Genomic DNA, 24,978 nt, shown 5'->3' with positions numbered 1-24,978 from the left:
TTTATTTATTATCTTACTAAAATAGACTGATTTTCCCTTATCGTAGATTGCCAATAAATTAGGCGACCCCGCACAGCATCGGTCGTTTCATCCTGGTACGCAATTGGAGGCTGCGCCGGTTCCCAATGCGTGACAAGATGGAATTTACTGAGGGATAATACATTGTTTCAGAATTTTCTACGCATCCCAGCGAGCAGACAACATTGAAGGAGACCGATATGAGGACGCGACGAGAGTTAGCCAACGCCATACGAGCCTTGAGCATGGATGCCGTGCAGAAGGCGAACTCGGGCCATCCGGGCGCGCCGATGGGGATGGCGGACATTGCCGAGGTGGTGTGGAACGATTACCTGTGCCACAACCCGGCCAATCCGCAGTGGCCCAACCGCGACCGCTTCGTGCTGTCCAACGGCCATGGCTCGATGCTGATCTATTCCCTGCTGCACCTGACCGGCTACGCGCTGCCCATCGAGGAACTGCAGAACTTCCGCCAGCTCCACTCCAAGACCCCCGGCCATCCCGAGTACGGCTACACCCCCGGTGTCGAGACCACCACCGGCCCCCTCGGACAGGGCATCACCAACGCCGTGGGCCTGGCCCTGGCCGAACGCACCCTGGCGGCGCAGTTCAACCGCCCCGGCCACAATGTCGTCGACCATTACACCTATACCTTCCTGGGTGACGGCTGCCTGATGGAAGGTATCTCTCACGAGGCCTGCTCGCTGGCCGGCTCCTTCAAGCTGGGCAAGCTGATCGCCTTTTACGACGACAACAACATTTCCATCGACGGCGAAGTCCGCGGTCACGGCGACACGCCGGGCTGGTTCCTGGACGATACCCCGAAGCGCTTCGAGGCCTACGGCTGGCATGTGATCCCGGTCGTCGACGGCCACGATCCGGACGCCGTGAAGGCCGCCATCGAGGCCGCCCGCGCGGTCACCGACAAGCCGTCTTTGATCTGCTGCCAGACCATCATCGGCTGGGGCTCGCCCAACAAGCAGGGCAAGGAAGACTGTCACGGCGCCGCCCTCGGCACCGACGAAGTCGCCCTCACCCGCGAGAACCTCGGCTGGTCGCACCCGGCCTTCGAAGTCCCGGCCGACATCTACGAGGCCTGGAGCGCGCGCGAGACCGGCGCCAAGGCCGAAAGCGAGTGGAACGACCGCTTCGAGCACTACCGCCGCGCATTCCCCGAGCTGGCCGCCGAGTTCGAACGCCGCATGGCGGGCGAACTGCCCAAGGACTGGGCGGAGCAATCCGCCGCCTTCGTGGCCAAGGTGAACGCCAAGGCCGAGACCATCGCCAGCCGCAAGGCCTCCCAGAACGCGCTCAACGGCTTCGGTCCGCTGCTGCCGGAACTCTTGGGCGGCTCGGCGGACCTCGCCGGCTCCAACCTGACCCTGTGGGCCGGCTGCAAGAACGTCAACGCCCCCGGCCACGACGGCAACTACATCAACTACGGCGTGCGCGAGTTCGGCATGTCCGCCATCATGAACGGCCTGGCCCTGCACGGCGGCTTCAAGCCCTACGGCGCCACCTTCCTGATGTTCTCCGAATATGCTCGCAATGCGCTGCGCATGTCGGCCCTGATGAAGATCCCGGTGATCTATGTCTACACCCACGACTCCATCGGCCTGGGCGAGGACGGCCCCACCCACCAGCCGGTCGAGCAGACCGCGACCCTGCGCCTGATTCCCAACATGCAGGTCTGGCGCCCGTGCGACGCAGTGGAGTCGGCGGTGGCCTGGAAGTGCGCCATCGAGCGCCAGGACGGCCCGTCCACCCTGATCTTCTCGCGCCAGAACCTGCCGCACATGCCCCGGACGCCGGAACAGATCGCCGCCATCATGCAAGGCGGCTACGTCCTGGTCGACTGCGCCGGTACGCCCGACGCCATCCTCCTGGCCACCGGCTCGGAAGTCGAGCTGGCGGTGAAGGCGGCCGAAGCCCTGGCCGCCAAGGGCAAGCAGGTCCGCGTGGTGTCCATGGCCTCCACCAATGTGTTCGACGCCCAGGATCAGGCCTACCGCGACAGCGTGCTGCCGCCCGCCGTGACCCGCCGCATCGCCATCGAGGCCGGTGTCAGCGACGGCTGGTGGAAATACGTCGGCAGCCATGGCAAAGTTATCGGCCTGGACCGCTTCGGCGAATCCGCGCCGGCCGGCCAGCTGTTCAAGCTGTTCGGCTTCACCGTCGACAACGTGGTCGGTCAGGTCGAGGCCTTGTTCTAAACGCCATCTCGAGAGGGCATCCCATGGCATTGATCAGCCTGCGCCAGTTGTTGGACCACGCCGCCGAGCACGGCTACGGCCTGCCGGCGTTCAACGTCAACAACATGGAGCAGATCAAGGCCATCATGGAGGCGGCCTCGGCCGTGGACGCCCCGGTGATCCTGCAGGGCTCGGCCGGCGCGAGGACGTATGCCGGCGAGCCGTTCCTGCGCCACCTGGTGCTGGCCGCCATCGACATGTATCCGCACATCCCGGTGTGCATGCACCAGGATCACGGCGCCTCCCCGGCGGTCTGCGTCCGTGCCATCCAGTCCGGCTTCAGCTCGGTGATGATGGACGGATCGCTCGAGGAGGACATGAAAACGCCGGCCAGCTATGCGTACAATGTCGAGACTACCCGCAAAGTGGTCGACATGGCGCATGCCTGCGGCGTCTCGGTGGAAGGCGAACTCGGCTGCCTGGGGTCGCTCGAGACCGGCCGGGCGGGGGAGGAGGACGGCCACGGCGCGGAAGGCGAGTTGGACCACTCGATGCTGCTGACCGATCCGGACGAGGCGGCGGATTTCGTCCGCCAGACCCAGGTCGATGCCCTGGCGATCGCCATCGGCACCAGCCACGGCGCCTACAAGTTCACCCGGAAACCCACCGGGCAGGTGCTGCGGATCGATCGGGTCAAGGACATCCACCAGCGGATTCCCAATATCCATCTGGTGATGCACGGCTCGTCCTCGGTCCCCGAGGACTGGGCGCAGATGATCAACGACTACGGCGGCGACATCGGCCAGACCTACGGCGTGCCGGTCGAGGAGATCGCCGAGGGCATCCGCCATGGCGTCCGCAAGGTCAACATCGATACCGATCTGCGCATCGCCTCCTATGGCGCCATGCGCAAGTTCATGGCCGAAGACAGGAAGAACTTCGACCCGCGCAAGCTCTACAAGGCCGCGCAAACCGCCATGACCGCGATCTGCCGGGCCCGCTACGAAGCCTTCGGCGCCGCCGGCCAGGCCGCCAAGCTCAAGCCCCTGCGCCTGGAGGAGATGAGCCGGCGTTATGCCCAGGGCGAGCTCGATCCGATCGTCCGCTAGCGCGGCGGGCCGAACGGGCGCTGGGAATGCGGGCGCGAAAGCGCAGGCAACGGAACGCGAGCGATGCAATTTGAAACAGGGCTGAACTTGAAACCAGCCCGGCCGAGCTTTTATACCCACTGACAAGACTTATGGGGGACAACCACGTGAAGAAAACGTTCTCGACCTACACCGTGTTCGCAGCCCTGCTGCTGGCCGCCCCGCTCGCGGGCGCCGCTGAATATCCGCCCGACTTCGAGCCGTCGGTGATCTATCAGGATCCCAGCCTGGTCGGCAAAGCCGGCGCGGCTCCCGCCGCCGCCGCGCCGGCGGCCAAGCCCCAGGCGGCACCGGCCGCCCCTGCCAGCAAGGCGCCGGCCGCCCAGCCCGCCGTGACGGCCCCCGCCGAAACCGCCCCCAGCACCGCGAAACCCGCCGCCCAGGATGCCGGCTCGGATTATTACCTGTTCGGCGGCGTGGTCGTGGCCCTGATCGGCTTCGTGGTCTGGAGCAGCCGCCGGCCGGCGGCTGCCCGCCCGGCCGCGGCTGCAGCGCCGGCCGCCGCTCCGGCACCGGCTGCCACCGGCGCCACCGGCGTCGCCAAGTACCTGCAGGCCCAGGGCCTCTCGGCCGGGGACGCGGGCGCCGAAACCGGTGTCGCCAAATACCTCAAGGCACTGCCGGAGCCCGTCCGGGGGCCTGAAACCGGTGTGGCCAAGTACCTCAAGAGCCTGCCGCTGCCCGAAGTGGCCGCCGCGGTCGAAACCGGTGTCGCCAAGTACATCAAGAACCTGCCCAAACCCGCCATCGTGGCAACGGGCGAAACTGGCGTCACCAAGTACCTGAAAAGCCTCAACGGCTGACCCAGCGAAGGGGGCCGGTCGCATTGACAGCGGCCCCCTCACTCTTTACAGTTGGGAAATTGTGCGTTTAGCAATACCTCATAAAACTTAAGGCTTCACTCGACTTTTTTCTCTACTTTTTTGATCGGAGGAGATCTCATGGCAAGACCATTGATTCAGCTCGCACTGGACACGCTGGACATCCCGCAGACCCTGAAGCTCGCAAGCCTCGCCGCGCCTTATGTCGACATCTTCGAGATCGGCACGCCGAGCATCAAGCACAACGGCGTCGCCCTGGTGAAGGAGTTCAAGAAGCGCTTCCCCAACAAGCTGCTCCTGGTCGACCTCAAAACCATGGACGCCGGTGAATACGAAGCCGCGCCGTTCTTCGCCGCCGGCGCCGACATCACCACCGTCCTCGGCGTCGCCGGACTGGCCACCATCAAGGGCGTCATCAATGCCGCCAACAAGCACAACGCCGAAGTCCAGGTCGACCTGATCAACGTCCCCGACAAGGCCACCTGCGCCCGTGAGTCCGCCAAGGCCGGCGCCCAGATCGTCGGCATCCACACCGGCCTCGACGCCCAGGCCGCCGGCCAGACCCCCTTCGCCGACCTCCAGGCCATCGCCAAGCTGGGCCTGCCCGTGCGCATCTCCGTCGCCGGCGGCATCAAGGCCTCCACCGCCCAGCAGGTCGTCAAGACCGGCGCCAACATCATCGTCGTCGGCGCCGCCATCTACGGCGCCGCTTCCCCGCCGATGCCGCGCGCGAAATCTACGAACAGGTCGTCGCCGCTTCCGCCTGACGGGAATTTGCATGCATCAGAAACTGATCATAGACAAAATCTCCGGCATCCTCGCTGCCACCGATGCCGGCTATGATGCAAAACTGACCGCCATGCTCGACCAGGCCTCCCGCGTCTTCGTCGCGGGGGCCGGCCGGTCGGGACTGGTCGCCAGGTTCTTCGCCATGCGCCTCATGCACGGCGGCTATGAGGTCTTCGTCGTCGGCGAAATCGTCACCCCCAGCATCCGCAAGGGCGACTTGCTGATCGTGATCTCCGGCTCCGGTGAAACCGAAACCATGCTCGCCTTCACCAAGAAAGCCAAGGAGCAGGGCGCATCCATCGCCCTCGTCTCCACCCGCGACAGCTCCTCCCTCGGCGACCTCGCCGACAACCTCTTCCGCATCGGCTCTCCCGAGCTCTTCGGAAAAGTCGTCGGCATGCCCATGGGCACCGTCTTCGAGCTCTCTACCCTCCTCTTCCTCGAGGCCACCATCTCTCACATCATCCATGAGAAAGGCATCCCCGAAGAAGAAATGAGAACTCGACACGCTAACCTGGAATAACCGAGGCAAAGCCTGTGGCAGTCTTCGCTTCTGCCCAGGCTCTTGTCCTTCGTATACGCCCAACGTTTGGCGCTCCGGGCTCAAGCTGAGTCCATGCGGCCAAAGACGGGCCAGTACGCCAGTAGGAAGGCCAAAGAGCGCTCTGAGAGCGTAGCGCCGATAAAATGTCGCCGCTCGAAGCCTGTGCGGGAAGATAAAATCCCGACCGGGAAACATTCTTGTGATTGCTGGCAGCACCCGATACTTTAAGAAATCTTTAGGAGTCCACCATGTCGAAAAACCTGCTTGACCAACTCCGCGAAGTCACCGTCGTCGTGGCGGACACGGGAGACATCGAAGCGATCGAGAAATTCAAGCCACGTGACGCGACCACCAATCCTTCGCTTATTACCGCTGCCGCCCAGATGCCACAATACCAAGGTATCGTCGATGACACCCTGAAGGGCGCACGGCAAACCCTGGGCGCCGGCGCTTCCGCCGCCCAAGTGGCGAACCTCGCTTTCGACCGTCTGGCCGTCTCTTTCGGGTTGAAGATCCTGCAGATCATCGAGGGCCGCGTGTCCACCGAAGTGGACGCCCGTCTCTCCTACGACACCGAGAGCACCATCGAGAAGGCCCGCGAAGTCATCAAGCAATACGAAGCAGCCGGCGTTTCCAAAGAACGCGTTTTGATCAAGATCGCCGCGACCTGGGAAGGTATCGAGGCCGCCGCCGTGCTGGAAAAGGAAGGCATCCATTGCAACCTGACTCTGTTGTTCGGCCTGCACCAGGCCATCGCCTGCGCCGAAAACGGCATCACCCTGATCTCCCCCTTCGTCGGCCGTATTCTCGACTGGTATAAGAAGGACACCGGTCGGGAATCCTACGCCCCGCATGAAGATCCGGGTGTCCTGTCCGTGACCCAGATCTATAACTACTATAAGAAGTTCGGTTACAAGACTGAAGTCATGGGCGCCAGCTTCCGCAACATCGGCGAAATCACCGAACTAGCCGGAAGCGACCTGCTGACCATCGCGCCTACGCTGTTGGCCGAACTGCAGGCTACGGAAGGCGAACTACCGCGCAAGCTGGATCCCTCCGCGGCGAAGGACTACCCGATCGAGAAAATACACGTAAACAAATACACCTTCGACAAGATGCATGCGGAAAACCGCATGGCCAACGAAAAGCTCGAAGAAGGCATCCAAGGCTTCACCAAGGCACTCGAGCAGTTGGAAAAATTGCTGGCCGATCGCTTGGTCCATCTCGAAGCGGCATAAGGTTAAGGGGCCGTCGCGCGGGAACATCCTCTGCGACGGTCTTGTTCCCTCCCGAATCGCGCTACGCCGACCCTCGAGTCGCCGCCAGAGCGTCCGCATTCGGCATCAGCCCGCTGATTCCGTTTTTCACCCAATAAAAAGGAGATCTATCATGCCTTCGCGTCGAGAACTAGCCAACGCCATACGAGCCTTGAGCATGGATGCCGTGCAGAAGGCGAACTCGGGCCATCCGGGCGCGCCGATGGGGATGGCGGACATTGCCGAGGTGGTGTGGAACGATTACCTGTGCCACAACCCGGCCAATCCGCAGTGGCCCAACCGCGACCGCTTCGTGCTGTCCAACGGCCATGGCTCGATGCTGATCTATTCCCTGCTGCACCTGACCGGCTACGCGCTGCCCATCGAGGAACTGCAGAACTTCCGCCAGCTCCACTCCAAGACCCCCGGCCATCCCGAGTACGGCTACACCCCCGGTGTCGAGACCACCACCGGCCCCCTCGGACAGGGCATCACCAACGCCGTGGGCCTGGCCCTGGCCGAACGCACCCTGGCGGCGCAGTTCAACCGCCCCGGCCACAATGTCGTCGACCATTACACCTATACCTTCCTGGGTGACGGCTGCCTGATGGAAGGTATCTCTCACGAGGCCTGCTCGCTGGCCGGCTCCTTCAAGCTGGGCAAGCTGATCGCCTTTTACGACGACAACAACATTTCCATCGACGGCGAAGTCCGCGGTCACGGCGACACGCCGGGCTGGTTCCTGGACGATACCCCGAAGCGCTTCGAGGCCTACGGCTGGCATGTGATCCCGGTCGTCGACGGCCACGATCCGGACGCCGTGAAGGCCGCCATCGAGGCCGCCCGCGCGGTCACCGACAAGCCGTCTTTGATCTGCTGCCAGACCATCATCGGCTGGGGCTCGCCCAACAAGCAGGGCAAGGAAGACTGTCACGGCGCCGCCCTCGGCACCGACGAAGTCGCCCTCACCCGCGAGAACCTCGGCTGGTCGCACCCGGCCTTCGAAGTCCCGGCCGACATCTACGAGGCCTGGAGCGCGCGCGAGACCGGCGCCAAGGCCGAAAGCGAGTGGAACGACCGCTTCGAGCACTACCGCCGCGCATTCCCCGAGCTGGCCGCCGAGTTCGAACGCCGCATGGCGGGCGAACTGCCCAAGGACTGGGCGGAGCAATCCGCCGCCTTCGTGGCCAAGGTGAACGCCAAGGCCGAGACCATCGCCAGCCGCAAGGCCTCCCAGAACGCGCTCAACGGCTTCGGTCCGCTGCTGCCGGAACTCTTGGGCGGCTCGGCGGACCTCGCCGGCTCCAACCTGACCCTGTGGGCCGGCTGCAAGAACGTCAACGCCCCCGGCCACGACGGCAACTACATCAACTACGGCGTGCGCGAGTTCGGCATGTCCGCCATCATGAACGGCCTGGCCCTGCACGGCGGCTTCAAGCCCTACGGCGCCACCTTCCTGATGTTCTCCGAATATGCTCGCAATGCGCTGCGCATGTCGGCCCTGATGAAGATCCCGGTGATCTATGTCTACACCCACGACTCCATCGGCCTGGGCGAGGACGGCCCCACCCACCAGCCGGTCGAGCAGACCGCGACCCTGCGCCTGATTCCCAACATGCAGGTCTGGCGCCCGTGCGACGCAGTGGAGTCGGCGGTGGCCTGGAAGTGCGCCATCGAGCGCCAGGACGGCCCGTCCACCCTGATCTTCTCGCGCCAGAACCTGCCGCACATGCCCCGGACGCCGGAACAGATCGCCGCCATCATGCAAGGCGGCTACGTCCTGGTCGACTGCGCCGGTACGCCCGACGCCATCCTCCTGGCCACCGGCTCGGAAGTCGAGCTGGCGGTGAAGGCGGCCGAAGCCCTGGCCGCCAAGGGCAAGCAGGTCCGCGTGGTGTCCATGGCCTCCACCAATGTGTTCGACGCCCAGGATCAGGCCTACCGCGACAGCGTGCTGCCGCCCGCCGTGACCCGCCGCATCGCCATCGAGGCCGGTGTCAGCGACGGCTGGTGGAAATACGTCGGCAGCCATGGCAAAGTTATCGGCCTGGACCGCTTCGGCGAATCCGCGCCGGCCGGCCAGCTGTTCAAGCTGTTCGGCTTCACCGTCGACAACGTGGTCGGTCAGGTCGAGGCCTTGTTCTAAACGCCATCTCGAGAGGGCATCCCATGGCATTGATCAGCCTGCGCCAGTTGTTGGACCACGCCGCCGAGCACGGCTACGGCCTGCCGGCGTTCAACGTCAACAACATGGAGCAGATCAAGGCCATCATGGAGGCGGCCTCGGCCGTGGACGCCCCGGTGATCCTGCAGGGCTCGGCCGGCGCGAGGACGTATGCCGGCGAGCCGTTCCTGCGCCACCTGGTGCTGGCCGCCATCGACATGTATCCGCACATCCCGGTGTGCATGCACCAGGATCACGGCGCCTCCCCGGCGGTCTGCGTCCGTGCCATCCAGTCCGGCTTCAGCTCGGTGATGATGGACGGATCGCTCGAGGAGGACATGAAAACGCCGGCCAGCTATGCGTACAATGTCGAGACTACCCGCAAAGTGGTCGACATGGCGCATGCCTGCGGCGTCTCGGTGGAAGGCGAACTCGGCTGCCTGGGGTCGCTCGAGACCGGCCGGGCGGGGAGGAGGACGGCCACGGCGCGGAAGGCGAGTTGGACCACTCGATGCTGCTGACCGATCCGGACGAGGCGGCGGATTTCGTCCGCCAGACCCAGGTCGATGCCCTGGCGATCGCCATCGGCACCAGCCACGGCGCCTACAAGTTCACCCGGAAACCCACCGGGCAGGTGCTGCGGATCGATCGGGTCAAGGACATCCACCAGCGGATTCCCAATATCCATCTGGTGATGCACGGCTCGTCCTCGGTCCCCGAGGACTGGGCGCAGATGATCAACGACTACGGCGGCGACATCGGCCAGACCTACGGCGTGCCGGTCGAGGAGATCGCCGAGGGCATCCGCCATGGCGTCCGCAAGGTCAACATCGATACCGATCTGCGCATCGCCTCCTATGGCGCCATGCGCAAGTTCATGGCCGAAGACAGGAAGAACTTCGACCCGCGCAAGCTCTACAAGGCCGCGCAAACCGCCATGACCGCGATCTGCCGGGCCCGCTACGAAGCCTTCGGCGCCGCCGGCCAGGCCGCCAAGCTCAAGCCCCTGCGCCTGGAGGAGATGAGCCGGCGTTATGCCCAGGGCGAGCTCGATCCGATCGTCCGCTAGCGCGGCGGGCCGAACGGGCGCTGGGAATGCGGGCGCGAAAGCGCAGGCAACGGAACGCGAGCGATGCAATTTGAAACAGGGCTGAACTTGAAACCAGCCCGGCCGAGCTTTTATACCCACTGACAAGACTTATGGGGGACAACCACGTGAAGAAAACGTTCTCGACCTACACCGTGTTCGCAGCCCTGCTGCTGGCCGCCCCGCTCGCGGGCGCCGCTGAATATCCGCCCGACTTCGAGCCGTCGGTGATCTATCAGGATCCCAGCCTGGTCGGCAAAGCCGGCGCGGCTCCCGCCGCCGCCGCGCCGGCGGCCAAGCCCCAGGCGGCACCGGCCGCCCCTGCCAGCAAGGCGCCGGCCGCCCAGCCCGCCGTGACGGCCCCCGCCGAAACCGCCCCCAGCACCGCGAAACCCGCCGCCCAGGATGCCGGCTCGGATTATTACCTGTTCGGCGGCGTGGTCGTGGCCCTGATCGGCTTCGTGGTCTGGAGCAGCCGCCGGCCGGCGGCTGCCCGCCCGGCCGCGGCTGCAGCGCCGGCCGCCGCTCCGGCACCGGCTGCCACCGGCGCCACCGGCGTCGCCAAGTACCTGCAGGCCCAGGGCCTCTCGGCCGGGGACGCGGGCGCCGAAACCGGTGTCGCCAAATACCTCAAGGCACTGCCGGAGCCCGTCCGGGGCCTGAAACCGGTGTGGCCAAGTACCTCAAGAGCCTGCCGCTGCCCGAAGTGGCCGCCGCGGTCGAAACCGGTGTCGCCAAGTACATCAAGAACCTGCCCAAACCCGCCATCGTGGCAACGGGCGAAACTGGCGTCACCAAGTACCTGAAAAGCCTCAACGGCTGACCCAGCGAAGGGGCCGGTCGCATTGACAGCGGCCCCTCACTCTTTACAGTTGGGAAATTGTGCGTTTAGCAATACCTCATAAAACTTAAGGCTTCACTCGACTTTTTTCTCTACTTTTTTGATCGGAGGAGATCTCATGGCAAGACCATTGATTCAGCTCGCACTGGACACGCTGGACATCCCGCAGACCCTGAAGCTCGCAAGCCTCGCCGCGCCTTATGTCGACATCTTCGAGATCGGCACGCCGAGCATCAAGCACAACGGCGTCGCCCTGGTGAAGGAGTTCAAGAAGCGCTTCCCCAACAAGCTGCTCCTGGTCGACCTCAAAACCATGGACGCCGGTGAATACGAAGCCGCGCCGTTCTTCGCCGCCGGCGCCGACATCACCACCGTCCTCGGCGTCGCCGGACTGGCCACCATCAAGGGCGTCATCAATGCCGCCAACAAGCACAACGCCGAAGTCCAGGTCGACCTGATCAACGTCCCCGACAAGGCCACCTGCGCCCGTGAGTCCGCCAAGGCCGGCGCCCAGATCGTCGGCATCCACACCGGCCTCGACGCCCAGGCCGCCGGCCAGACCCCCTTCGCCGACCTCCAGGCCATCGCCAAGCTGGGCCTGCCCGTGCGCATCTCCGTCGCCGGCGGCATCAAGGCCTCCACCGCCCAGCAGGTCGTCAAGACCGGCGCCAACATCATCGTCGTCGGCGCCGCCATCTACGGCGCCGCTTCCCCCGCCGATGCCGCGCGCGAAATCTACGAACAGGTCGTCGCCGCTTCCGCCTGACGGGAATTTGCATGCATCAGAAACTGATCATAGACAAAATCTCCGGCATCCTCGCTGCCACCGATGCCGGCTATGATGCAAAACTGACCGCCATGCTCGACCAGGCCTCCCGCGTCTTCGTCGCGGGGGCCGGCCGGTCGGGACTGGTCGCCAGGTTCTTCGCCATGCGCCTCATGCACGGCGGCTATGAGGTCTTCGTCGTCGGCGAAATCGTCACCCCCAGCATCCGCAAGGGCGACTTGCTGATCGTGATCTCCGGCTCCGGTGAAACCGAAACCATGCTCGCCTTCACCAAGAAAGCCAAGGAGCAGGGCGCATCCATCGCCCTCGTCTCCACCCGCGACAGCTCCTCCCTCGGCGACCTCGCCGACAACCTCTTCCGCATCGGCTCTCCCGAGCTCTTCGGAAAAGTCGTCGGCATGCCCATGGGCACCGTCTTCGAGCTCTCTACCCTCCTCTTCCTCGAGGCCACCATCTCTCACATCATCCATGAGAAAGGCATCCCCGAAGAAGAAATGAGAACTCGGCACGCTAACCTGGAATAACCGGGGCCCGGAGCGAGCGGATTCCTTTTGGGCCGCTCCCCTCGGCTCGCTTGGCAGGTTTTCCGACACCTCGGCGGCTTTCACAGAAGCTGCCGAGGAGCCGGTTTTCGCTCAAGCTCCGAACCGTCTTCACACCAATGCCCTTTCTTGGACGCAGTACCATCACAGGCCCCCGGCCAATGTTCGAGAGACGATCTCGCGTATAATTGAAAAGCACGGGAGGCTAGAATGTCCAAGAAACACCCCATCATCGCCATCACTGGTTCCTCCGGTGCGGGCACGACCACCGTAAAATGCGCGTTCGAGCATATTTTCTTCAGGCTCGGACTCCAGCCGCTCGTCGTCGAGGGCGACAGCTTCCATCGTTATGACCGGGTGGAGATGCGCGCGCAGATCGACAAGGCCAGACGCGAAGGCCGGCATTTCAGCCACTTTTCGATCGAAGCCAATATCCTGGACGAGCAGGAAAACGTCTTTCGACATTACGGCGAAACGGGAACGGCTCACCGCCGTTTTTATGTCCATAACGAGGCGGAAAGCCAGCGGTTGGGAGGTTACAAGCCGGGGACATTCACCCCATGGGAAGAAGTGCCTACAGGAACGGACCTACTGTTTTACGAAGGATTGCACGGAGGCGTAGTTACCGAAAGCATCGATGTAAGACGATATGTGGATCTTCTTGTCGGCGTGGTTCCCATCGTGAATCTGGAATGGATTCAAAAAATCCATCGGGATACCGCCGAACGCGGCTATAAACCCGAGGACGTCACCGAAACGATACTGCGCCGAATGGATGACTACGTTAAAGTCATCACGCCTCAGTTTTCACAGACCGATATCAATTTTCAGCGCGTTCCGACGGTCGATACTTCAAATCCCTTCATTGCTCGGGACATTCCCACACCGGATGAAAGTTTCGTCATCATCCGCTTCAAGGAACCGGGCAAATTCAGCGTGGATTTCCCTTATCTCCTATCCATGTTGCATAACTCCTTTATGTCACGACACAACTCTATCGTGATTCCGGGAGGAAAGATGGGACTTGCAATGGAGATCATTTTCCGGCCGATCCTTGAACGCATGATGGCAGATCGCCAGAAAGGGTGACCGCCACGTCGAGCGGCTTGTTCGCTTCAGCAACCGGTCAGGGGGCGTCCCCCCGCAGCTTCGCCAGTTCACGATAGAAGCGCCCCCAGTCGAAGGCGGGTCCGGGGTCCGTTTTTCGTTGCGGGGCAACCGCGCTGTGCCCAACGACGCGGTCCTCCGTAATCGCCGGATAACGGACCATCAGCTCCATCACAAGGCCGGCAAGACTCCTATATTGTTCCGGCGTATAAGGAAGATCGTCGGTTCCCTCGAGTTCGATCCCGACGGAAAAGTCATTGCAGGCGCTCCGCCCCCGGAACTCGGATATTCCGGCATGCCACGCGCGGCGATGGGGCGGAACGTAGTGTTCGACTTCACCGCCGCGCCGGATCAGCGCATGTGCCGACACCCGCAGGTGTCGAATGGATTCGAAGAACGGATGGGCAGCGCAGTCGAGTGTGTTGGTGAACAACTGTCGGATCCAGGGACCGCCGAACTGGCCCGGTGGGAGAGTTATCCCGTGAACCACGACGACGGAAATCGTCTCGCCCTCAGGCCTCTCATCCTGATTGGGCGACGATATCTTTTGTTCGCTCCTGCACCCCGTGCCATTGCCCCTCATACTTCCCGTTCCTCGCGTTGCCATAGCCGCGGTCAGCCGCAGATAAAATATCATTTTTTACGGTGTTCCCCAGCAGTCCCGACCGCAGCGAACAAGCCGCCAGCCGGTAAGCTAAACTATCGCAACCGATTTCCCTCCCCTACCGAGTCCAGCCTATGCGATCAGGACTTCATCCAGACCCCGATCACGAACACCCGGCCGCCGACCTAACGGATATTCCTCCCCTGGCAGCGCAGCTTCGCACCATTTTCGAGGCTGGATTCGGGCAACTGCTGCAAGACTTGTACGCCCAGATAGACGACGAATTGTTCAAGCTCTCCGATAAGGCCGACAGCAGCGCATTGCAGGCGCTGTACTTCGATGCCATGCGCCAGGTCCGCCGGGACAAAACCACCATGCTGGCATGCTGCCTGCGCGAGGTGCTCGACGGCGATGAGCGCTTCTGGAACCCGGCCGAAGATCCGTCCGCTCCGCCGCCGGCCATGACGCCAGGAGACCCCGCCGCTCGCGGTCTGGTACTCCTGGAAAACGATGCCCTGGAAATCGAGCTGGCCGTCACCAATGCCGCGCAGAAGACAGCCTTCCTGTTCCACGACGCTTTGGGGCAGCTCGAACTCCGTCTCGCCGCGCTCAGGGCTCACCCGGCCGGCTCCCTTCCGACTCATCCCTTCGCACCCGAGGCGCTGTGCCACGCCTTCACCGCATCGCTGTCCGGGCTGCCGGTCGACATCCGGGTGACCCTGCTGATATTGAAACTATTCGACCGCCACGTCCTGTGCAAGATGGGGCCGACCTATCGGCGCATGAACGATCTCCTCGCCGAACACGGCGTGCTGCCGGATGCCTCCCTCGCGCCGAAGACCAAGATTTCTGCAATGCCGAATCAGGACTCGACGCCGTCCGGGCCCTGCTCAACGGAACAGGACGACGAAGACCAGCTAAACGACCTGCTGCAACTGCTCAGCCTTTGGAAACGCCGGATAGGGACCTCGCCGAGCCTGTCCAATGCCCAAGCCGACGGAAAACACTTCGATGCCGGCGAGATCGTCAACGCATTGAGTCTGCTGCAGCAAAACACCCGTGCGCTGGCATCCGACGAATGCGATACCGGCGCCCGGATTCCGCTGCCGAAGCAGTCCCTGGTTGACCAACTGGCCAAATTGCTTCCCGATGGCGAGCGACGACGCCTGGGCCAGTTCGAGGAAGACGTCATCGATATGGTATCGATGATCTTCGATTTCATCCTGGAAGACCGCAACCTTCCCGATCCGGTCAAGGCGCTCATCGCCCGTTTGCAGATTCCCGTCGTCAAAGTCGCGATCATCGAGCGCTCGTTCCTGGCCAAGAAAACACATCCCCTGCGGCTGCTCTTGAATGCTCTGGCCCAGGCCGGCGTGGGCCTGGACTCGGGCGACAAGAAGGACTTGGTCGTGCTGAAGAAGATCGAGGAGGTCGTCTACCGCATACTGACCGAGTTCGACGAAGATACCCGCCTGTTCGCTGTACTGCTCGAGGATTTTTCCGCTTTTGTCGAACACGAGTGCAAGGGCGTCACTACCATGGAGGAACGCACGCGGCAGGCCGCGGTCAGCCAGGAGCGTCTGGCCCTGGCCAAGCGTGCCGCCGCAGTCGAAATCACGGCCCGCGTCGAGAGGCAACCGCTTCCGCCGGCCCTGGTTTCGCTGCTGCTCAACGCCTGGAAGGATGTGCTGGTGATCGCCTATCTGCGCCGCGAAAAAGAACCCGGGGACTGGGCCGAGGCCATAGCCATCATGGATCGCCTCATCGCTTGGGCAGACTCCCATGACGCCACGCTCCCGCAAGCGGACGCCGGGGAGGACGAACCGGAGGTCATACGGTCGATACGCGATCAGTTGGACAACATCGCGTTCGATCCAGTGCAAATGCACGCATTCCTTAAGGACATCGAACTCTGGCGCATCACCCGCCAGAAACTCGGCGCTCTTCCGGGCGCGAATTTGACAAACCAGCCCGGTGGCCACCGCGGCCTAACCGGCGCGGGCGCCGAGACTGCAACGCTGGAACTGGGCGACATCGAAGAAATTCTCATCCACAGCCTGGAAGGCTCGCAACTCGACCCTTCGCCCCCCCAAACCGTGGATGAAAGTTTCATCGAACAGGCCAGGAATCTCCGTGCGGGGGATTGGGTCGAATTTTGCGATAGCCCGGCATTGCCCTTCCGCGCTAAGCTTCTCCTGAAGAGCCAGTTCACTTCCCGTTATGTTTTCGTCAACCGGCGCGGCATGAAGCTTCGCGAGATCGGTCTGCATGAACTGGCTGCCGGGCTCGCCTCCAACACTATCCGGCTGATAGCGGGAGCGAACGAGCCGTTGCTTGATCGCGCACTCGACGCGGTCGTCGACACCCTCGGACGCCCAGCAGTGCAGGACCACGCCGACACGCCAGGAACCTCCTGATGCTCCGCATAACCAGCTTCGATTCAGTACCATGACAATACGCGTCCGATATTTCGCCGGCCTGAGGGAACAGATCGGTCGTGCCGAAGAACGGCTCGCCTTCGAGAACCTGAGCTGCGTCGCCGACGTATGGAAAGCCGTCTGCCAGGGCAAGCCCTTGCCCGGAAATGTCCTATGCGCGGTGAACATGGAATATGCCGGTGCCGACACGCCGGTGAGCGACGGCGACGAAGTGGCCTTTTTCCCGCCGGTCACCGGAGGTTGACGTGCTGATCGAAGTCCGCAGTGACGCTTTCGATCCCCTCGCCGAACTTTCCCGCTACCAGGATACGTCCGTCCCCGTAACAAACGTCGGCGCGCTCGCGGTCTTCGTCGGTACCATGCGCGACTACAACGAGGGCTCGTCGGTTCAAAAGATGATGCTCGAGCACTATCCCGGCATGACCGAACGTCAGTTGCGAAACATCGTCGACGAAGCCCGGAGCCGCTGGCCGTTCGACGACGCCCTCGTGATTCACCGTGTCGGCGAGCTGTTTCCCGCCGATCCGATAGTTCTGGTCGCCGTCTGGTCTTCCCACCGCGGGACCGCCTTCGACGCCTGCCGCCATATCCTGGAAGCGCTCAAGCACCGCGCCCCTTTTTGGAAAAAGGAGGTCCTGGAGCAAGGCGAGCGCTGGGTCGAAACGAATACCGACGGGTACGCTCCGGCCCTCCCACCAAGCCCGTGATCCTCTTTCCCCGATGACAGAACACGAAACCTCGATTTATACAAAACTGAACCTGGACTCCGGCAAGCTCACCTGGCAGGAAATGCAGCCGCACTTCGCACGGGGAGCTGTCGTCCGGGTCGCTCCCGAACTGGACCTCATCGAGGTCGGCGCAGCCATGGCCGCCGACGAGGCGGAAACCTTGTCCCGTTGGATTCGGGACGGGCGGGTAGGGCGGGCGACCGAGACGGAAGCCCGTGACTGGAATGCGCGCAGCCCGCTGTTCTGGGCCATAGTCGTCGCCCCTTGGGTCCTGGTGCAGGAAATTCCCTCACGCACGGAATGAGTCGCCCCGCAAAGGCTTCGCCGCTACGATGATCAGCTATAACCCCAAGTCCTGGTGGGGACTGATTTTCAAGTTCCACAAAAGCGACACGTTCCGGCGCCTGCTGCCGGCGATGCTCTCCCTGGCGCTGTTCTCCGTCGGCATCGCCTACGCGGACCGGCACCTCCTGCCGAATCAGCTCAAGAGCACTACCGCGCTGCATGCCCTGCTGGGGTTCGTCATTTCGATGCTGCTGGTGTTCCGCACCAACACCGCCTACGAGCGCTGGTGGGAAGGCCGGCGGCTTTGGGGCAACCTGACCAATGCTTCACGCAATCTGGCGCTCAAGCTGGACGCCTATCTGCCCGACAGCCACCCCTCCCGGCCGCTGCTCGCCGAACTCATCGGCGCGTATGCGGACAGCCTGACGCGGCACCTCCGGATTGCCGCCACGACGGAACACCGGCCCAACCGCATCGCGGCCCGACTGTTCGCGGAAACGGCCCGGCTCAACGGCAAAGGCGAACTCTCCGGTGACATGCTGCTCTGCCTCAATCCCGACTTGAGCGCATTGGCCGAAATCTGCGGCGGCTGCGAGCGGATCCAGAAGACGCCCATTCCGTATTCCTACAGCCTGTTCCTGAAGAAATTCATCTTCCTCTACATCGTTTCGATGCCGTTCTGCTTCGTACCGGACTTCCATTATTGGACGGCTCTGATCACGACCCTGGTTTTTTATGTCCTGGCCAGCCTCGAACTGATCGCCGAGGAAATCGAGAATCCGTTCGGCGACGACGCGAACGATCTTCCCACCGACGAGATCGCAGCGAACATCCGCCTACGGGTGCATGAACTCCTGATTCAGGACGAACCCCGACGCTGACCGTTCGATCAACGCCCAACGCACCGATGTGTGATATAAGAATACCGGCGAAAACCGGGGGTCCGGCCGCCTAGCTGCCCTTTCAGCCACCTTCCGTTGGAGAACAGCCATGCCCGATCACGTCTACAAGGTCATCGAAATCGTCGGCTCGTCCACAGTCAGCACCGACGATGCGATCCGCACGGCCATAGCCAAAGCCGGGAAGACCCTGCGCCACATGAACTGGTTCGAAGTCGTCCAAACCCGCGGCCATATCGTCGACGGCGAGGTCGCCCATTTCCAGGTCATGCTGAAAGTGGGCTTTCGAATCGAAGATTGAAGACTCCTTTTCTCTGTTGCTTCAAAGCTCATGACCATACCCAGCGCCCGCACCTGTTTCTTCCTCGGCTTCCTGTTCTGCGCCGCCCTGTTGGCGGCTGCGCTTTACTTCCAGTTCTCCGGCGGGCTCGAGCCCTGCCCGTTGTGCATCTCGCAGCGCATCATGGTGCTGGCCGTCGCGCTGGTTTTTCTGGCCGCAGCGCTCCACGGCCCGGGCTCCGCCGGAATCCGCGCATACGCGGTGCTGGGTACGGCCGCGGCTTTAGGCGGCGCCTCGATTTCCGGGCGCCACGTCTGGCTGATGCACCTGCCGCCGGAGGAGGTCCCCGAATGCGGCCCCGGCCTGAGCTACATGTTCCGGAATTTCCCGCTCGGCGACACCCTCAAGGCGATGCTGAGCGGCACCGGCGATTGCGCCAAGGTGGACTGGACTTTCCTCGGTATGAGCATGCCCGCCTGGGTACTGATCTGCTTCCTGGGCCTGGGCGCCTTCAGTCTGCTGCAATGGTGGAACACCGAACGCTGACCGAGACGCCACCCGCGGGGAAGATTGGCACCATGATTTCGGCCCTGCAAATTGCGATCTGTTAAAATGCGCGGATCATCTTTCCGGGTTTTCCTTCAACCGTGGCCAGTCACCTCCTACGCATAGCGACCCGCAAGAGCCCGCTGGCTTTGTGGCAGGCGGAATACGTCGCCTCCCGCCTTCAGGCAGCCCACCCCGGCCTCCGGGTCGAACTGGTCGGGATGACCACCCGGGGCGACAAGCTGCTCGACGCCCCCCTCGCAAAAGTGGGCGGCAAGGGGCTGTTCGTGAAGGAACTGGAACAGGGCATGCTCGAGGACAGAGCCGACATTGCGGTCCACTCCATGAAGGACGTGCCGGTCGAATTTCCCGAAGGGCTCCATCTCGCCGCGATACTGGAGCGCGAAGACCCGCGCGATGCCCTGGTCTCCAACCGCTACCGGAACTTCGAGGAACTCCCGGCCGACGCCCGCATCGGCACCTCCAGCCTGCGGCGCCAGTGCCAGATCAAATCCCGCCTTCCCGCCTGCACGCTGTACGATCTGCGGGGCAACGTCAACACCCGCCTCGCCAAGCTGGACGCGGGCGAATTCGACGCGATCGTGCTCGCCGCCGCCGGCCTGAAGCGGCTCGGCTTCCAGGAACGTATCGCCCAGACGCTGGCGCCGGAACACAGCCTCCCTGCCATCGGCCAAGGCGCGATCGGGGTGGAGTGCAGGAGCGGCGATGCCCATACCAACGCCCTGCTGGAACCGCTGCATCATCCGCCCACCGCATGGTGCGTCCTGGCCGAGCGGGCCATGAACCGGCGCCTCAATGGCGGCTGCCAGGTACCGATCGCCGGCTTCGCCCAGCTCGAAGGCGACACCCTGCGCTTGCGGGGGCTGGTCGGCAATCCGGACGGCTCGGGCATCATCCGCGCCGAAGCCACCGGTCACCTGTCCGCTGCCGAGGGGCTGGGAGAACGGGTCGCCGAGGATCTGCTCGGACAGGGCGCGGATGAAATACTCCGCCGCATTTACGCCACTCCCTGACGACGATGAGCACGCCTCCCTCCTTGTCGGGTATGCGCATCCTTGTCACGCGACCGAAGGATCAGGCCGAACCGTTGTGCCGGCTGATCGACGCGGCTGGCGGCAACGCCGTTCGTTTCCCCCTGCTCGACATCGAGCCGAGCACGCGGGCGGCGGAAGGAGCGGCTCTCCTTCAGCAGGTGGCGGATTGGGACTGGTGGATCTTCGTCAGCGCCAATGCGGTGAACCAGGCCAGAGCACTCGGCGCACTTCAACCGGACGACGCCAGGCCGCGCATCGCCGGCATCGGCCAAGCCACGGCCGATGCTTTGCTCGAAACCGGGATCACCGCGGACCTCATTCCGGAGTCGCAATCGAATTCGGAAGGACTGCTGGATATGCCGGCGATGCAGGACGTCGTGGGCCGGCGGATATTGATCGTGCGGGGCGAGGGCGGGCGGGAAACGCTCAAAGAGCGGCTTGTCGAACGCGGCGCACTGGTCCAGTATGCCGAGCTGTATCGGCGGGTGCCGGTGCACACGGGCGCCGAAACCCTGATCGACGGCTTGCGGACGGCCGGGTTCGACATTCTGACCGCCACCAGCGGCGAAGCCATCGAGCACCTGTACAGCCTGGTTCCATCGGAGGACCGGCCGTGCCTGATCGAGACGCCGCTGGTCGTCATCAGCGAACGATTGAAAAATCAAGCCGGATCGCTGGGTTTCCGGCACGTGAGCGTAGCCGACACAGCGTCGGACGCGGCCGTGCTGAAAGCCCTGAAGGATGTCGCCGCCCATCTGGCATCCTCGCGCGCCGCGCCAAACGACGGGGATAAGCCATTGGCCGAGGAAGCAAAACAAATGACCGACGCGGTGCAACGACCGGCAGCCGGGGAAGACCCACAACGTCCGAACGAAAGCGCCGTCGCCCCGGCTCCGGCGCATCCGCCGCGCAGATCGCGGGTTGCCGCCTGGCTGGGCTACTCGATGCTGGTCGTCATACTGCTGCTGGCCACCGCAGGCTATTTCCTGATCCAGGAACTGCGCTCCAAGCAGGAAGGCCTGGGCGGCGAACTGAACAAGGGCGACCTGCACGTGCTGGAGCTCAGCCGCCAGGTCAGCAGCCTGCAGACCCAGCTCGCCACCCTGCATTCCCAGTTCGCCACGCTGCAGTCCCAGCTCGGTACCGAAGACAGCAAGCTGGAGCGCCTGCTCGGCGAGCAATCCGCCGACTTCGGCCAGAAACTCGAAGATGCGCGCAAAGAACTGGCGCAATCCATCCAGACCATCCAGCGCCAGCTGAGCCGGACCCACAGCGACGTTCTGATCGCCGACGCCGAATATCTTTTAGGCATCGCCAACCAAAAGCTGCACCTGAGCGGAGACGTCAAATCCGTGCTCGAAGCCATGCAGGCCGCGGACCAGCGCCTGCACGACAGTGGCGACCCGAGCGTGTTCAAGGTGCGGGAAGCGCTGGCGGAAGAAATCAATCGGATCGAAGCCTTCCAGGCGCCCGATGTGGTTGGGCTGTCGGCCAAGCTGCTGGCGATTGAAGCCAAGACGCGGGAGCTGCCGTTGTTCCTGCCGCATCCCGACATGTCGAAGGAACCGCGGGAGACGCCAAAGGCAAAATCGCCGGAGGCCGAAACCGGCGATGCCGTCGACTCCACCCTCGAGCAGCTCAAGGGACTGGTCACCGTACGCCGCAGCGACCGCCCCATGCATGCCGTCCTGACTCCGCAGGAAGCCGCCGGCCTCCGGGAAATCCTGCTGCTCAAACTGGAGATGACCCGCACCTCCCTTTTGCGCGGCGACGATGCGCTGTTCCACAGCAACCTGGAATCCGCAAACGCCTGGCTGACCGAAAACTTCGACCGCGACTCCCCCGCCTTCAAGGACATTTCGGGCGACCTCCGGGCCATGGCCGGCGTCCAGCTCAAGGCTTCCTTCCCCGATATCAGCAGATCGCTCGCTTTGCTCCGCAACATTGAAAAACTGCGGCTCGAAACCGATGCCGTCACGCCGGCAAGTACGACCGCGCCTGCCGCCTCTCCCGGAAGCGAAGCGCCGGGGGGCAAACCGTGAGGAGGCTCGCCATCGCGGCCGCGATCCTGGCCCTCGTCGCCGGGGCGGCGTATTACGTCTATGACCATTTCCTGGCCCAGGGCGATCCCGGCTACGTCATCATCGGCTACGGCCCCTGGACACTGGAATCTTCGCTGGTGATACTCGCCGGCGCTCTCACGCTGGCCTTCATCCTGTTCTATGCCATCATCCGCCTGGTCATCCATGCCTTGCGGCTGCCGCGGATACTCAGGAAACGCGGCGGCATGAAGCGCAGCCGGCAATCCCAGGAAGCGCTCATCACGGGCCTGATCGAATCCGCCGAAGGCAACTGGGAAAAGGCCGAGAAGACGCTCATCCGCCACGCGGCCGACAGCGGCGTTCCCCTGATCAATTACCTGACCGCGGCCCGGGCGGCGCACTCGCGCGGCGCGCCCGAGCAGCGCGATGAATATCTCAAACTGGCCCATGAAACCATGCCCGAAGCGGAAATCGCCATCGGCCTCACCCGCGCGGAACTGCAACTCTCGGACAAACAGTTCGACCAAGCCCTGGAATCGCTCTCGCAGCTCAACCGGATCGCCCCTACTCACGCGTCCGTGCTGAGGCTGCTCCACCAGGCCTATGCCCAGGTGGAAGACTGGGAAGGCTTGCGCAATCTCATTCCCAGCCTCCACACCAACAAGGTAATGATGGAGGCGGAGATCAAGCTGCTGGAGACCGAGACCTACAGCGCCCTGCTGAAACAGCACGCGGCATCGGGCGATACCTCCCGCCTGCAGAAGCTTTGGGAAAACATCCCCGGCCACATCCGGAGGGCAACCGGTATCGAATCGCTGTATTTCGCGGCCATGATCGACGCCGGCGCCGGATGGGAGATCGAACCTGCCGTGCGCGCCAGCCTGGACCGCGACTGGAATGAAACCCTGCTGGTGCTCTACGGCTGCATCTCGGCTTCCGATGCCGGACAGCAACTTGCCCAGGCCGAGAAATGGCTAATCCGGCATGGGAACGACACCGTGCTGCTGCGGGTGCTCGGCAAACTTGCCGTGCGCGCCGGACAGATCGAACCCGCCCTGCGCTATCTGGAACAGAGTCTGAGCATCGAACCGAGCGTCGAAGCCTGCCAGCTCATGGGCGACCTGCTTCTGCGGCAAAACGACACCGCGGCGGCCTGCACCTGTTTCCGCCGCGGGCTGCTGCTGGCGTCGAACGAAGTCGTCGCCCAGATCGAACAGAATCCCAGCGGCGAATCCGAACCCGCCGGCCTGGAAACCGAAACGCTGGACTGACAGCGCCCTGCCCGCCGGGACCGTCTCAGCCCCGGCTGCCGGCGAAAATCCCCAGCGAATCCCAGATTTCGTCCACCCGGCGCCGTACCGCCGCCTCCATGACGATAGGCCGTCCCCATTCCCGGCTGGTTTCGCCCGGCCACTTGTTGGTGGCGTCGAACCCGACCTTCGAGCCCAGGCCCGAGACCGGGGAGGCGAAATCCAGGTAGTCGATTGGGGTGTTTTCGATCAGCGCGAGATCCCGGGCCGGGTCCATCCGCGTCGTCATCGCCCAGACCACGTCCTTCCAGTCCCTGGCATCGACATCGTCGTCGACCACGATCACGAACTTGGTGTACATGAACTGGCGCAGAAACGACCACACGCCGAACATTACCCGCTTGGCGTGGCCGGGATATTGCTTTCTCATGCTCACCACGGCCAGGCGATAGGAACAGCCTTCCGGCGGCAGGTAAAAGTCCACGATCTCGGGAAACTGCTTCTGCAGGATGGGCACGAACACTTCGTTGAGCGCCACGCCCAGCACTGCGGGTTCGTCGGGGGGCCTTCCGGTATAGGTACTGTGGTAGATCGGCGAATGCCTCTGGGTAATGCATTCGATGGTGAAGACCGGGAACGATTCAACCTCGTTGTAATACCCGGTGTGATCGCCGAACGGGCCTTCCGGCGCCGTCTCGCCGGGATACAGGAACCCCTCCAGCACGATTTCGGCACTGGCGGGCACCTGCAGATCGCTCAGGAGGCAGGGTGCGACTTCCGTCCTGGCACCCCGCAAGAGTCCGGCGAAGCCGTATTCGGACAGCGCATCCGGCACCGGCGTGACCGCCCCCAGCACCGTGGCGGGATCGGCCCCCAGGGCCACGGCCACCGGGAAAGGCTCGCCGGGCCGGGCTTCCTGCCAATCGCGGAAGTCCAAGGCTCCCCCGCGGTGGGCCAGCCAGCGCATGATGGTCTTGTTGCGGTCGATGACCTGCTGGCGGTAAATGCCGAGGTTCTGCCGCGCCTTGTGTGGCCCGCGGGTGATGACCAGCGGCCAGGTGATCAGCGGCCCGGCGTCGCCCGGCCAGCAGGTCTGGATCGGATAGCGGCCGAGGTCGATTTCGCTGCCGCGCGCCACCTCCTGCTGGCAGGGCGCATTGCGGACCGCTTTCGGCGCCATGTGGAGCACCTGGCGGTACAGCGGCATCTTCTCGAAAGCATCCCGCATGCCTTTGGGCGGCTCGGGCTCCTTCAGCGATGCGAGCAGCCTGCCCACATCCCGCAGTGCCCCGACCGAGGTCTCCCCCATCCCCAACGCCACCCGGCGCGGGGTGCCGAACAGATTGCCCAACAAGGGGATCGAAGAACCTTTGGGATGTTCGAACAGCAGGGCTGGACCTTCCGCCTTCAGCGTGCGGTCGCAGATTTCGGTGATCTCTAGATTCGGGTCCACCGCCGCACCGATGCGCCTGAGTTCTCCGTCCGCCTCGAGCCGGCCGATGAAATCCCTCAGATCCCGGTATTTTGCGCCGCTCCGCGTCATGGCCCGTTTATC

General features: G+C 63.6%; 25 protein-coding genes. 23 read left to right on the top strand and 2 right to left on the bottom strand.

What is annotated here, in order from left to right; translation table 11 throughout:
- Positions 1-218: 218 nt before the first annotated feature.
- The 13 genes from tkt (OOT43_RS13120) to OOT43_RS13065 all read left to right on the top strand — a co-directional run bounded on the left by tkt (OOT43_RS13120) (position 219) and on the right by OOT43_RS13065 (position 13,278).
- A complete protein-coding gene (gene tkt, locus OOT43_RS13120) occupies positions 219-2,231 on the top strand; it encodes a transketolase (protein WP_266021029.1) in 2,013 nt (670 codons plus the stop codon).
- A gap of 23 nt (positions 2,232-2,254) precedes the next feature.
- A complete protein-coding gene (gene fba / locus OOT43_RS13115; protein ID WP_266021028.1) occupies positions 2,255-3,319 on the top strand; it encodes a class II fructose-bisphosphate aldolase in 1,065 nt (354 codons plus the stop codon).
- A 146-nt stretch (positions 3,320-3,465) separates the two neighbouring features.
- Positions 3,466-4,161: a hypothetical protein gene (locus tag OOT43_RS13110; protein WP_266021027.1), complete on the top strand. Its 696-nt coding sequence runs from the start codon at positions 3,466-3,468 to the stop codon at positions 4,159-4,161.
- A 138-nt stretch (positions 4,162-4,299) separates the two neighbouring features.
- Complete coding sequence (gene hxlA, locus OOT43_RS13105; protein ID WP_317133992.1) at positions 4,300-5,022, top strand: 3-hexulose-6-phosphate synthase; 723 nt, start codon at positions 4,300-4,302, stop codon at positions 5,020-5,022.
- Complete coding sequence (gene hxlB, locus OOT43_RS13100) at positions 4,958-5,491, top strand: 6-phospho-3-hexuloisomerase (RefSeq protein WP_266021022.1); 534 nt, start codon at positions 4,958-4,960, stop codon at positions 5,489-5,491. Before hxlA (OOT43_RS13105) ends, hxlB (OOT43_RS13100) begins: the two co-directional genes overlap by 65 nt.
- A gap of 269 nt (positions 5,492-5,760) precedes the next feature.
- The gene (locus tag OOT43_RS13095; RefSeq protein WP_266021026.1) at positions 5,761-6,750 is read left to right on the top strand and encodes a transaldolase; all 990 of its coding nucleotides are present in this window, start codon (positions 5,761-5,763) and stop codon (positions 6,748-6,750) included.
- 151 nt (positions 6,751-6,901) lie between these two features.
- A complete protein-coding gene (gene tkt, locus OOT43_RS13090; RefSeq protein ID WP_266021025.1) occupies positions 6,902-8,914 on the top strand; it encodes a transketolase in 2,013 nt (670 codons plus the stop codon).
- Positions 8,915-8,937: 23 nt separating this feature from the next.
- Positions 8,938-9,453: a class II fructose-bisphosphate aldolase gene (locus tag OOT43_RS20695; protein ID WP_449406822.1), complete on the top strand. Its 516-nt coding sequence runs from the start codon at positions 8,938-8,940 to the stop codon at positions 9,451-9,453.
- Entirely contained in the window at positions 9,444-10,001 is a 558-nt protein-coding gene (locus OOT43_RS20690; protein ID WP_449406821.1) for a class II fructose-bisphosphate aldolase, read from the top strand. The genes OOT43_RS20695 and OOT43_RS20690 overlap by 10 nt, the downstream gene beginning before the upstream one ends.
- Positions 10,002-10,147: 146 nt before the next feature.
- Complete coding sequence (locus OOT43_RS13080; RefSeq protein ID WP_266021024.1) at positions 10,148-10,825, top strand: hypothetical protein; 678 nt, start codon at positions 10,148-10,150, stop codon at positions 10,823-10,825.
- 153 nt (positions 10,826-10,978) lie between these two features.
- Positions 10,979-11,626, top strand: coding sequence for a 3-hexulose-6-phosphate synthase (gene hxlA / locus OOT43_RS13075; RefSeq protein WP_266021023.1), 648 nt, complete (start codon positions 10,979-10,981; stop codon positions 11,624-11,626).
- A gap of 11 nt (positions 11,627-11,637) precedes the next feature.
- Positions 11,638-12,171 (top strand): 6-phospho-3-hexuloisomerase, encoded by a 534-nt coding sequence (gene hxlB, locus OOT43_RS13070; RefSeq protein ID WP_266021022.1) that lies wholly within the window; start codon positions 11,638-11,640, stop codon positions 12,169-12,171.
- 228 nt (positions 12,172-12,399) lie between these two features.
- A complete protein-coding gene (locus OOT43_RS13065) occupies positions 12,400-13,278 on the top strand; it encodes a phosphoribulokinase (protein ID WP_266021021.1) in 879 nt (292 codons plus the stop codon).
- A gap of 37 nt (positions 13,279-13,315) precedes the next feature.
- Here OOT43_RS13065 and ampD read toward each other — a convergent pair whose 3' ends face one another.
- A complete protein-coding gene (ampD, locus tag OOT43_RS13060) occupies positions 13,316-13,879 on the bottom strand; it encodes a 1,6-anhydro-N-acetylmuramyl-L-alanine amidase AmpD (protein WP_266024913.1) in 564 nt (187 codons plus the stop codon).
- Positions 13,880-14,034: 155 nt separating this feature from the next.
- On the opposite strand from ampD, the gene OOT43_RS13055 reads away from it, so the two are divergent.
- From OOT43_RS13055 to OOT43_RS13010, 10 genes are all read left to right on the top strand, one after another.
- Positions 14,035-16,317 (top strand): DUF1631 domain-containing protein, encoded by a 2,283-nt coding sequence (locus OOT43_RS13055; protein ID WP_266021020.1) that lies wholly within the window; start codon positions 14,035-14,037, stop codon positions 16,315-16,317.
- Positions 16,318-16,348: 31 nt separating this feature from the next.
- Positions 16,349-16,582: a molybdopterin converting factor subunit 1 gene (gene moaD / locus OOT43_RS13050; protein ID WP_266021019.1), complete on the top strand. Its 234-nt coding sequence runs from the start codon at positions 16,349-16,351 to the stop codon at positions 16,580-16,582.
- 1 nt (position 16,583) lies between these two features.
- The gene (locus OOT43_RS13045; protein ID WP_266021018.1) at positions 16,584-17,045 is read left to right on the top strand and encodes a molybdenum cofactor biosynthesis protein MoaE; all 462 of its coding nucleotides are present in this window, start codon (positions 16,584-16,586) and stop codon (positions 17,043-17,045) included.
- Between the two features lie 13 nt (positions 17,046-17,058).
- Positions 17,059-17,370, top strand: coding sequence for a DUF2288 domain-containing protein (locus OOT43_RS13040; protein WP_266021017.1), 312 nt, complete (start codon positions 17,059-17,061; stop codon positions 17,368-17,370).
- Between the two features lie 28 nt (positions 17,371-17,398).
- A complete protein-coding gene (locus OOT43_RS13035) occupies positions 17,399-18,232 on the top strand; it encodes a bestrophin family protein (RefSeq protein ID WP_266021016.1) in 834 nt (277 codons plus the stop codon).
- A gap of 109 nt (positions 18,233-18,341) precedes the next feature.
- Complete coding sequence (locus tag OOT43_RS13030; protein WP_266021015.1) at positions 18,342-18,551, top strand: dodecin; 210 nt, start codon at positions 18,342-18,344, stop codon at positions 18,549-18,551.
- A 30-nt stretch (positions 18,552-18,581) separates the two neighbouring features.
- Entirely contained in the window at positions 18,582-19,076 is a 495-nt protein-coding gene (locus tag OOT43_RS13025) for a disulfide bond formation protein B (RefSeq protein WP_266021014.1), read from the top strand.
- 101 nt (positions 19,077-19,177) lie between these two features.
- A complete protein-coding gene (hemC, locus tag OOT43_RS13020; RefSeq protein WP_266021013.1) occupies positions 19,178-20,110 on the top strand; it encodes a hydroxymethylbilane synthase in 933 nt (310 codons plus the stop codon).
- Between the two features lie 5 nt (positions 20,111-20,115).
- Positions 20,116-22,173: a fused uroporphyrinogen-III synthase HemD/membrane protein HemX gene (gene hemDX / locus OOT43_RS13015; RefSeq protein ID WP_266021012.1), complete on the top strand. Its 2,058-nt coding sequence runs from the start codon at positions 20,116-20,118 to the stop codon at positions 22,171-22,173.
- Positions 22,170-23,444: a heme biosynthesis HemY N-terminal domain-containing protein gene (locus OOT43_RS13010; protein WP_266021011.1), complete on the top strand. Its 1,275-nt coding sequence runs from the start codon at positions 22,170-22,172 to the stop codon at positions 23,442-23,444. Before hemDX ends, OOT43_RS13010 begins: the two co-directional genes overlap by 4 nt.
- Positions 23,445-23,469: 25 nt before the next feature.
- Here OOT43_RS13010 and ubiD read toward each other — a convergent pair whose 3' ends face one another.
- Positions 23,470-24,966, bottom strand: a complete 1,497-nt coding sequence (gene ubiD, locus OOT43_RS13005) for a 4-hydroxy-3-polyprenylbenzoate decarboxylase (protein WP_266021010.1) — start codon at positions 24,964-24,966, stop codon at positions 23,470-23,472.
- Positions 24,967-24,978: the final 12 nt, after the last annotated feature.

The sequence above is a fragment of the Methylococcus mesophilus genome (assembly GCF_026247885.1).
Taxonomy (GTDB): Bacteria; Pseudomonadota; Gammaproteobacteria; order Methylococcales; family Methylococcaceae; genus Methylococcus; species Methylococcus mesophilus.
Note: the sequence above shows the minus strand (reverse complement) of the source record. Positions and strands in the feature narration are given on the sequence as shown.

Excerpts from the sequence above, each read along its gene's own strand:
- tkt (WP_266021029.1), top strand. The coding sequence starts at position 219 with ATGAGGACGCGACGAGAGTTAGCCAACGCCATACGAGCCTTGAGCATG.
- fba (WP_266021028.1), top strand. The coding sequence starts at position 2,255 with ATGGCATTGATCAGCCTGCGCCAGTTGTTGGACCACGCCGCCGAGCAC.
- hxlA (WP_317133992.1), top strand. The coding sequence starts at position 4,300 with ATGGCAAGACCATTGATTCAGCTCGCACTGGACACGCTGGACATCCCG.
- hxlB (WP_266021022.1), top strand. The coding sequence starts at position 4,958 with ATGCATCAGAAACTGATCATAGACAAAATCTCCGGCATCCTCGCTGCC.
- OOT43_RS13095 (WP_266021026.1), top strand. The coding sequence starts at position 5,761 with ATGTCGAAAAACCTGCTTGACCAACTCCGCGAAGTCACCGTCGTCGTG.
- tkt (WP_266021025.1), top strand. The coding sequence starts at position 6,902 with ATGCCTTCGCGTCGAGAACTAGCCAACGCCATACGAGCCTTGAGCATG.
- OOT43_RS20695 (WP_449406822.1), top strand. The coding sequence starts at position 8,938 with ATGGCATTGATCAGCCTGCGCCAGTTGTTGGACCACGCCGCCGAGCAC.
- OOT43_RS20690 (WP_449406821.1), top strand. The coding sequence starts at position 9,444 with ATGCTGCTGACCGATCCGGACGAGGCGGCGGATTTCGTCCGCCAGACC.
- hxlA (WP_266021023.1), top strand. The coding sequence starts at position 10,979 with ATGGCAAGACCATTGATTCAGCTCGCACTGGACACGCTGGACATCCCG.
- hxlB (WP_266021022.1), top strand. The coding sequence starts at position 11,638 with ATGCATCAGAAACTGATCATAGACAAAATCTCCGGCATCCTCGCTGCC.
- OOT43_RS13065 (WP_266021021.1), top strand. The coding sequence starts at position 12,400 with ATGTCCAAGAAACACCCCATCATCGCCATCACTGGTTCCTCCGGTGCG.
- ampD (WP_266024913.1), bottom strand. The coding sequence starts at position 13,879 with ATGAGGGGCAATGGCACGGGGTGCAGGAGCGAACAAAAGATATCGTCG.
- OOT43_RS13055 (WP_266021020.1), top strand. The coding sequence starts at position 14,035 with ATGCGATCAGGACTTCATCCAGACCCCGATCACGAACACCCGGCCGCC.
- moaD (WP_266021019.1), top strand. The coding sequence starts at position 16,349 with ATGACAATACGCGTCCGATATTTCGCCGGCCTGAGGGAACAGATCGGT.
- OOT43_RS13040 (WP_266021017.1), top strand. The coding sequence starts at position 17,059 with ATGACAGAACACGAAACCTCGATTTATACAAAACTGAACCTGGACTCC.
- OOT43_RS13035 (WP_266021016.1), top strand. The coding sequence starts at position 17,399 with ATGATCAGCTATAACCCCAAGTCCTGGTGGGGACTGATTTTCAAGTTC.
- OOT43_RS13030 (WP_266021015.1), top strand. The coding sequence starts at position 18,342 with ATGCCCGATCACGTCTACAAGGTCATCGAAATCGTCGGCTCGTCCACA.
- OOT43_RS13025 (WP_266021014.1), top strand. The coding sequence starts at position 18,582 with ATGACCATACCCAGCGCCCGCACCTGTTTCTTCCTCGGCTTCCTGTTC.
- hemDX (WP_266021012.1), top strand. The coding sequence starts at position 20,116 with ATGAGCACGCCTCCCTCCTTGTCGGGTATGCGCATCCTTGTCACGCGA.
- ubiD (WP_266021010.1), bottom strand. The coding sequence starts at position 24,966 with ATGACGCGGAGCGGCGCAAAATACCGGGATCTGAGGGATTTCATCGGC.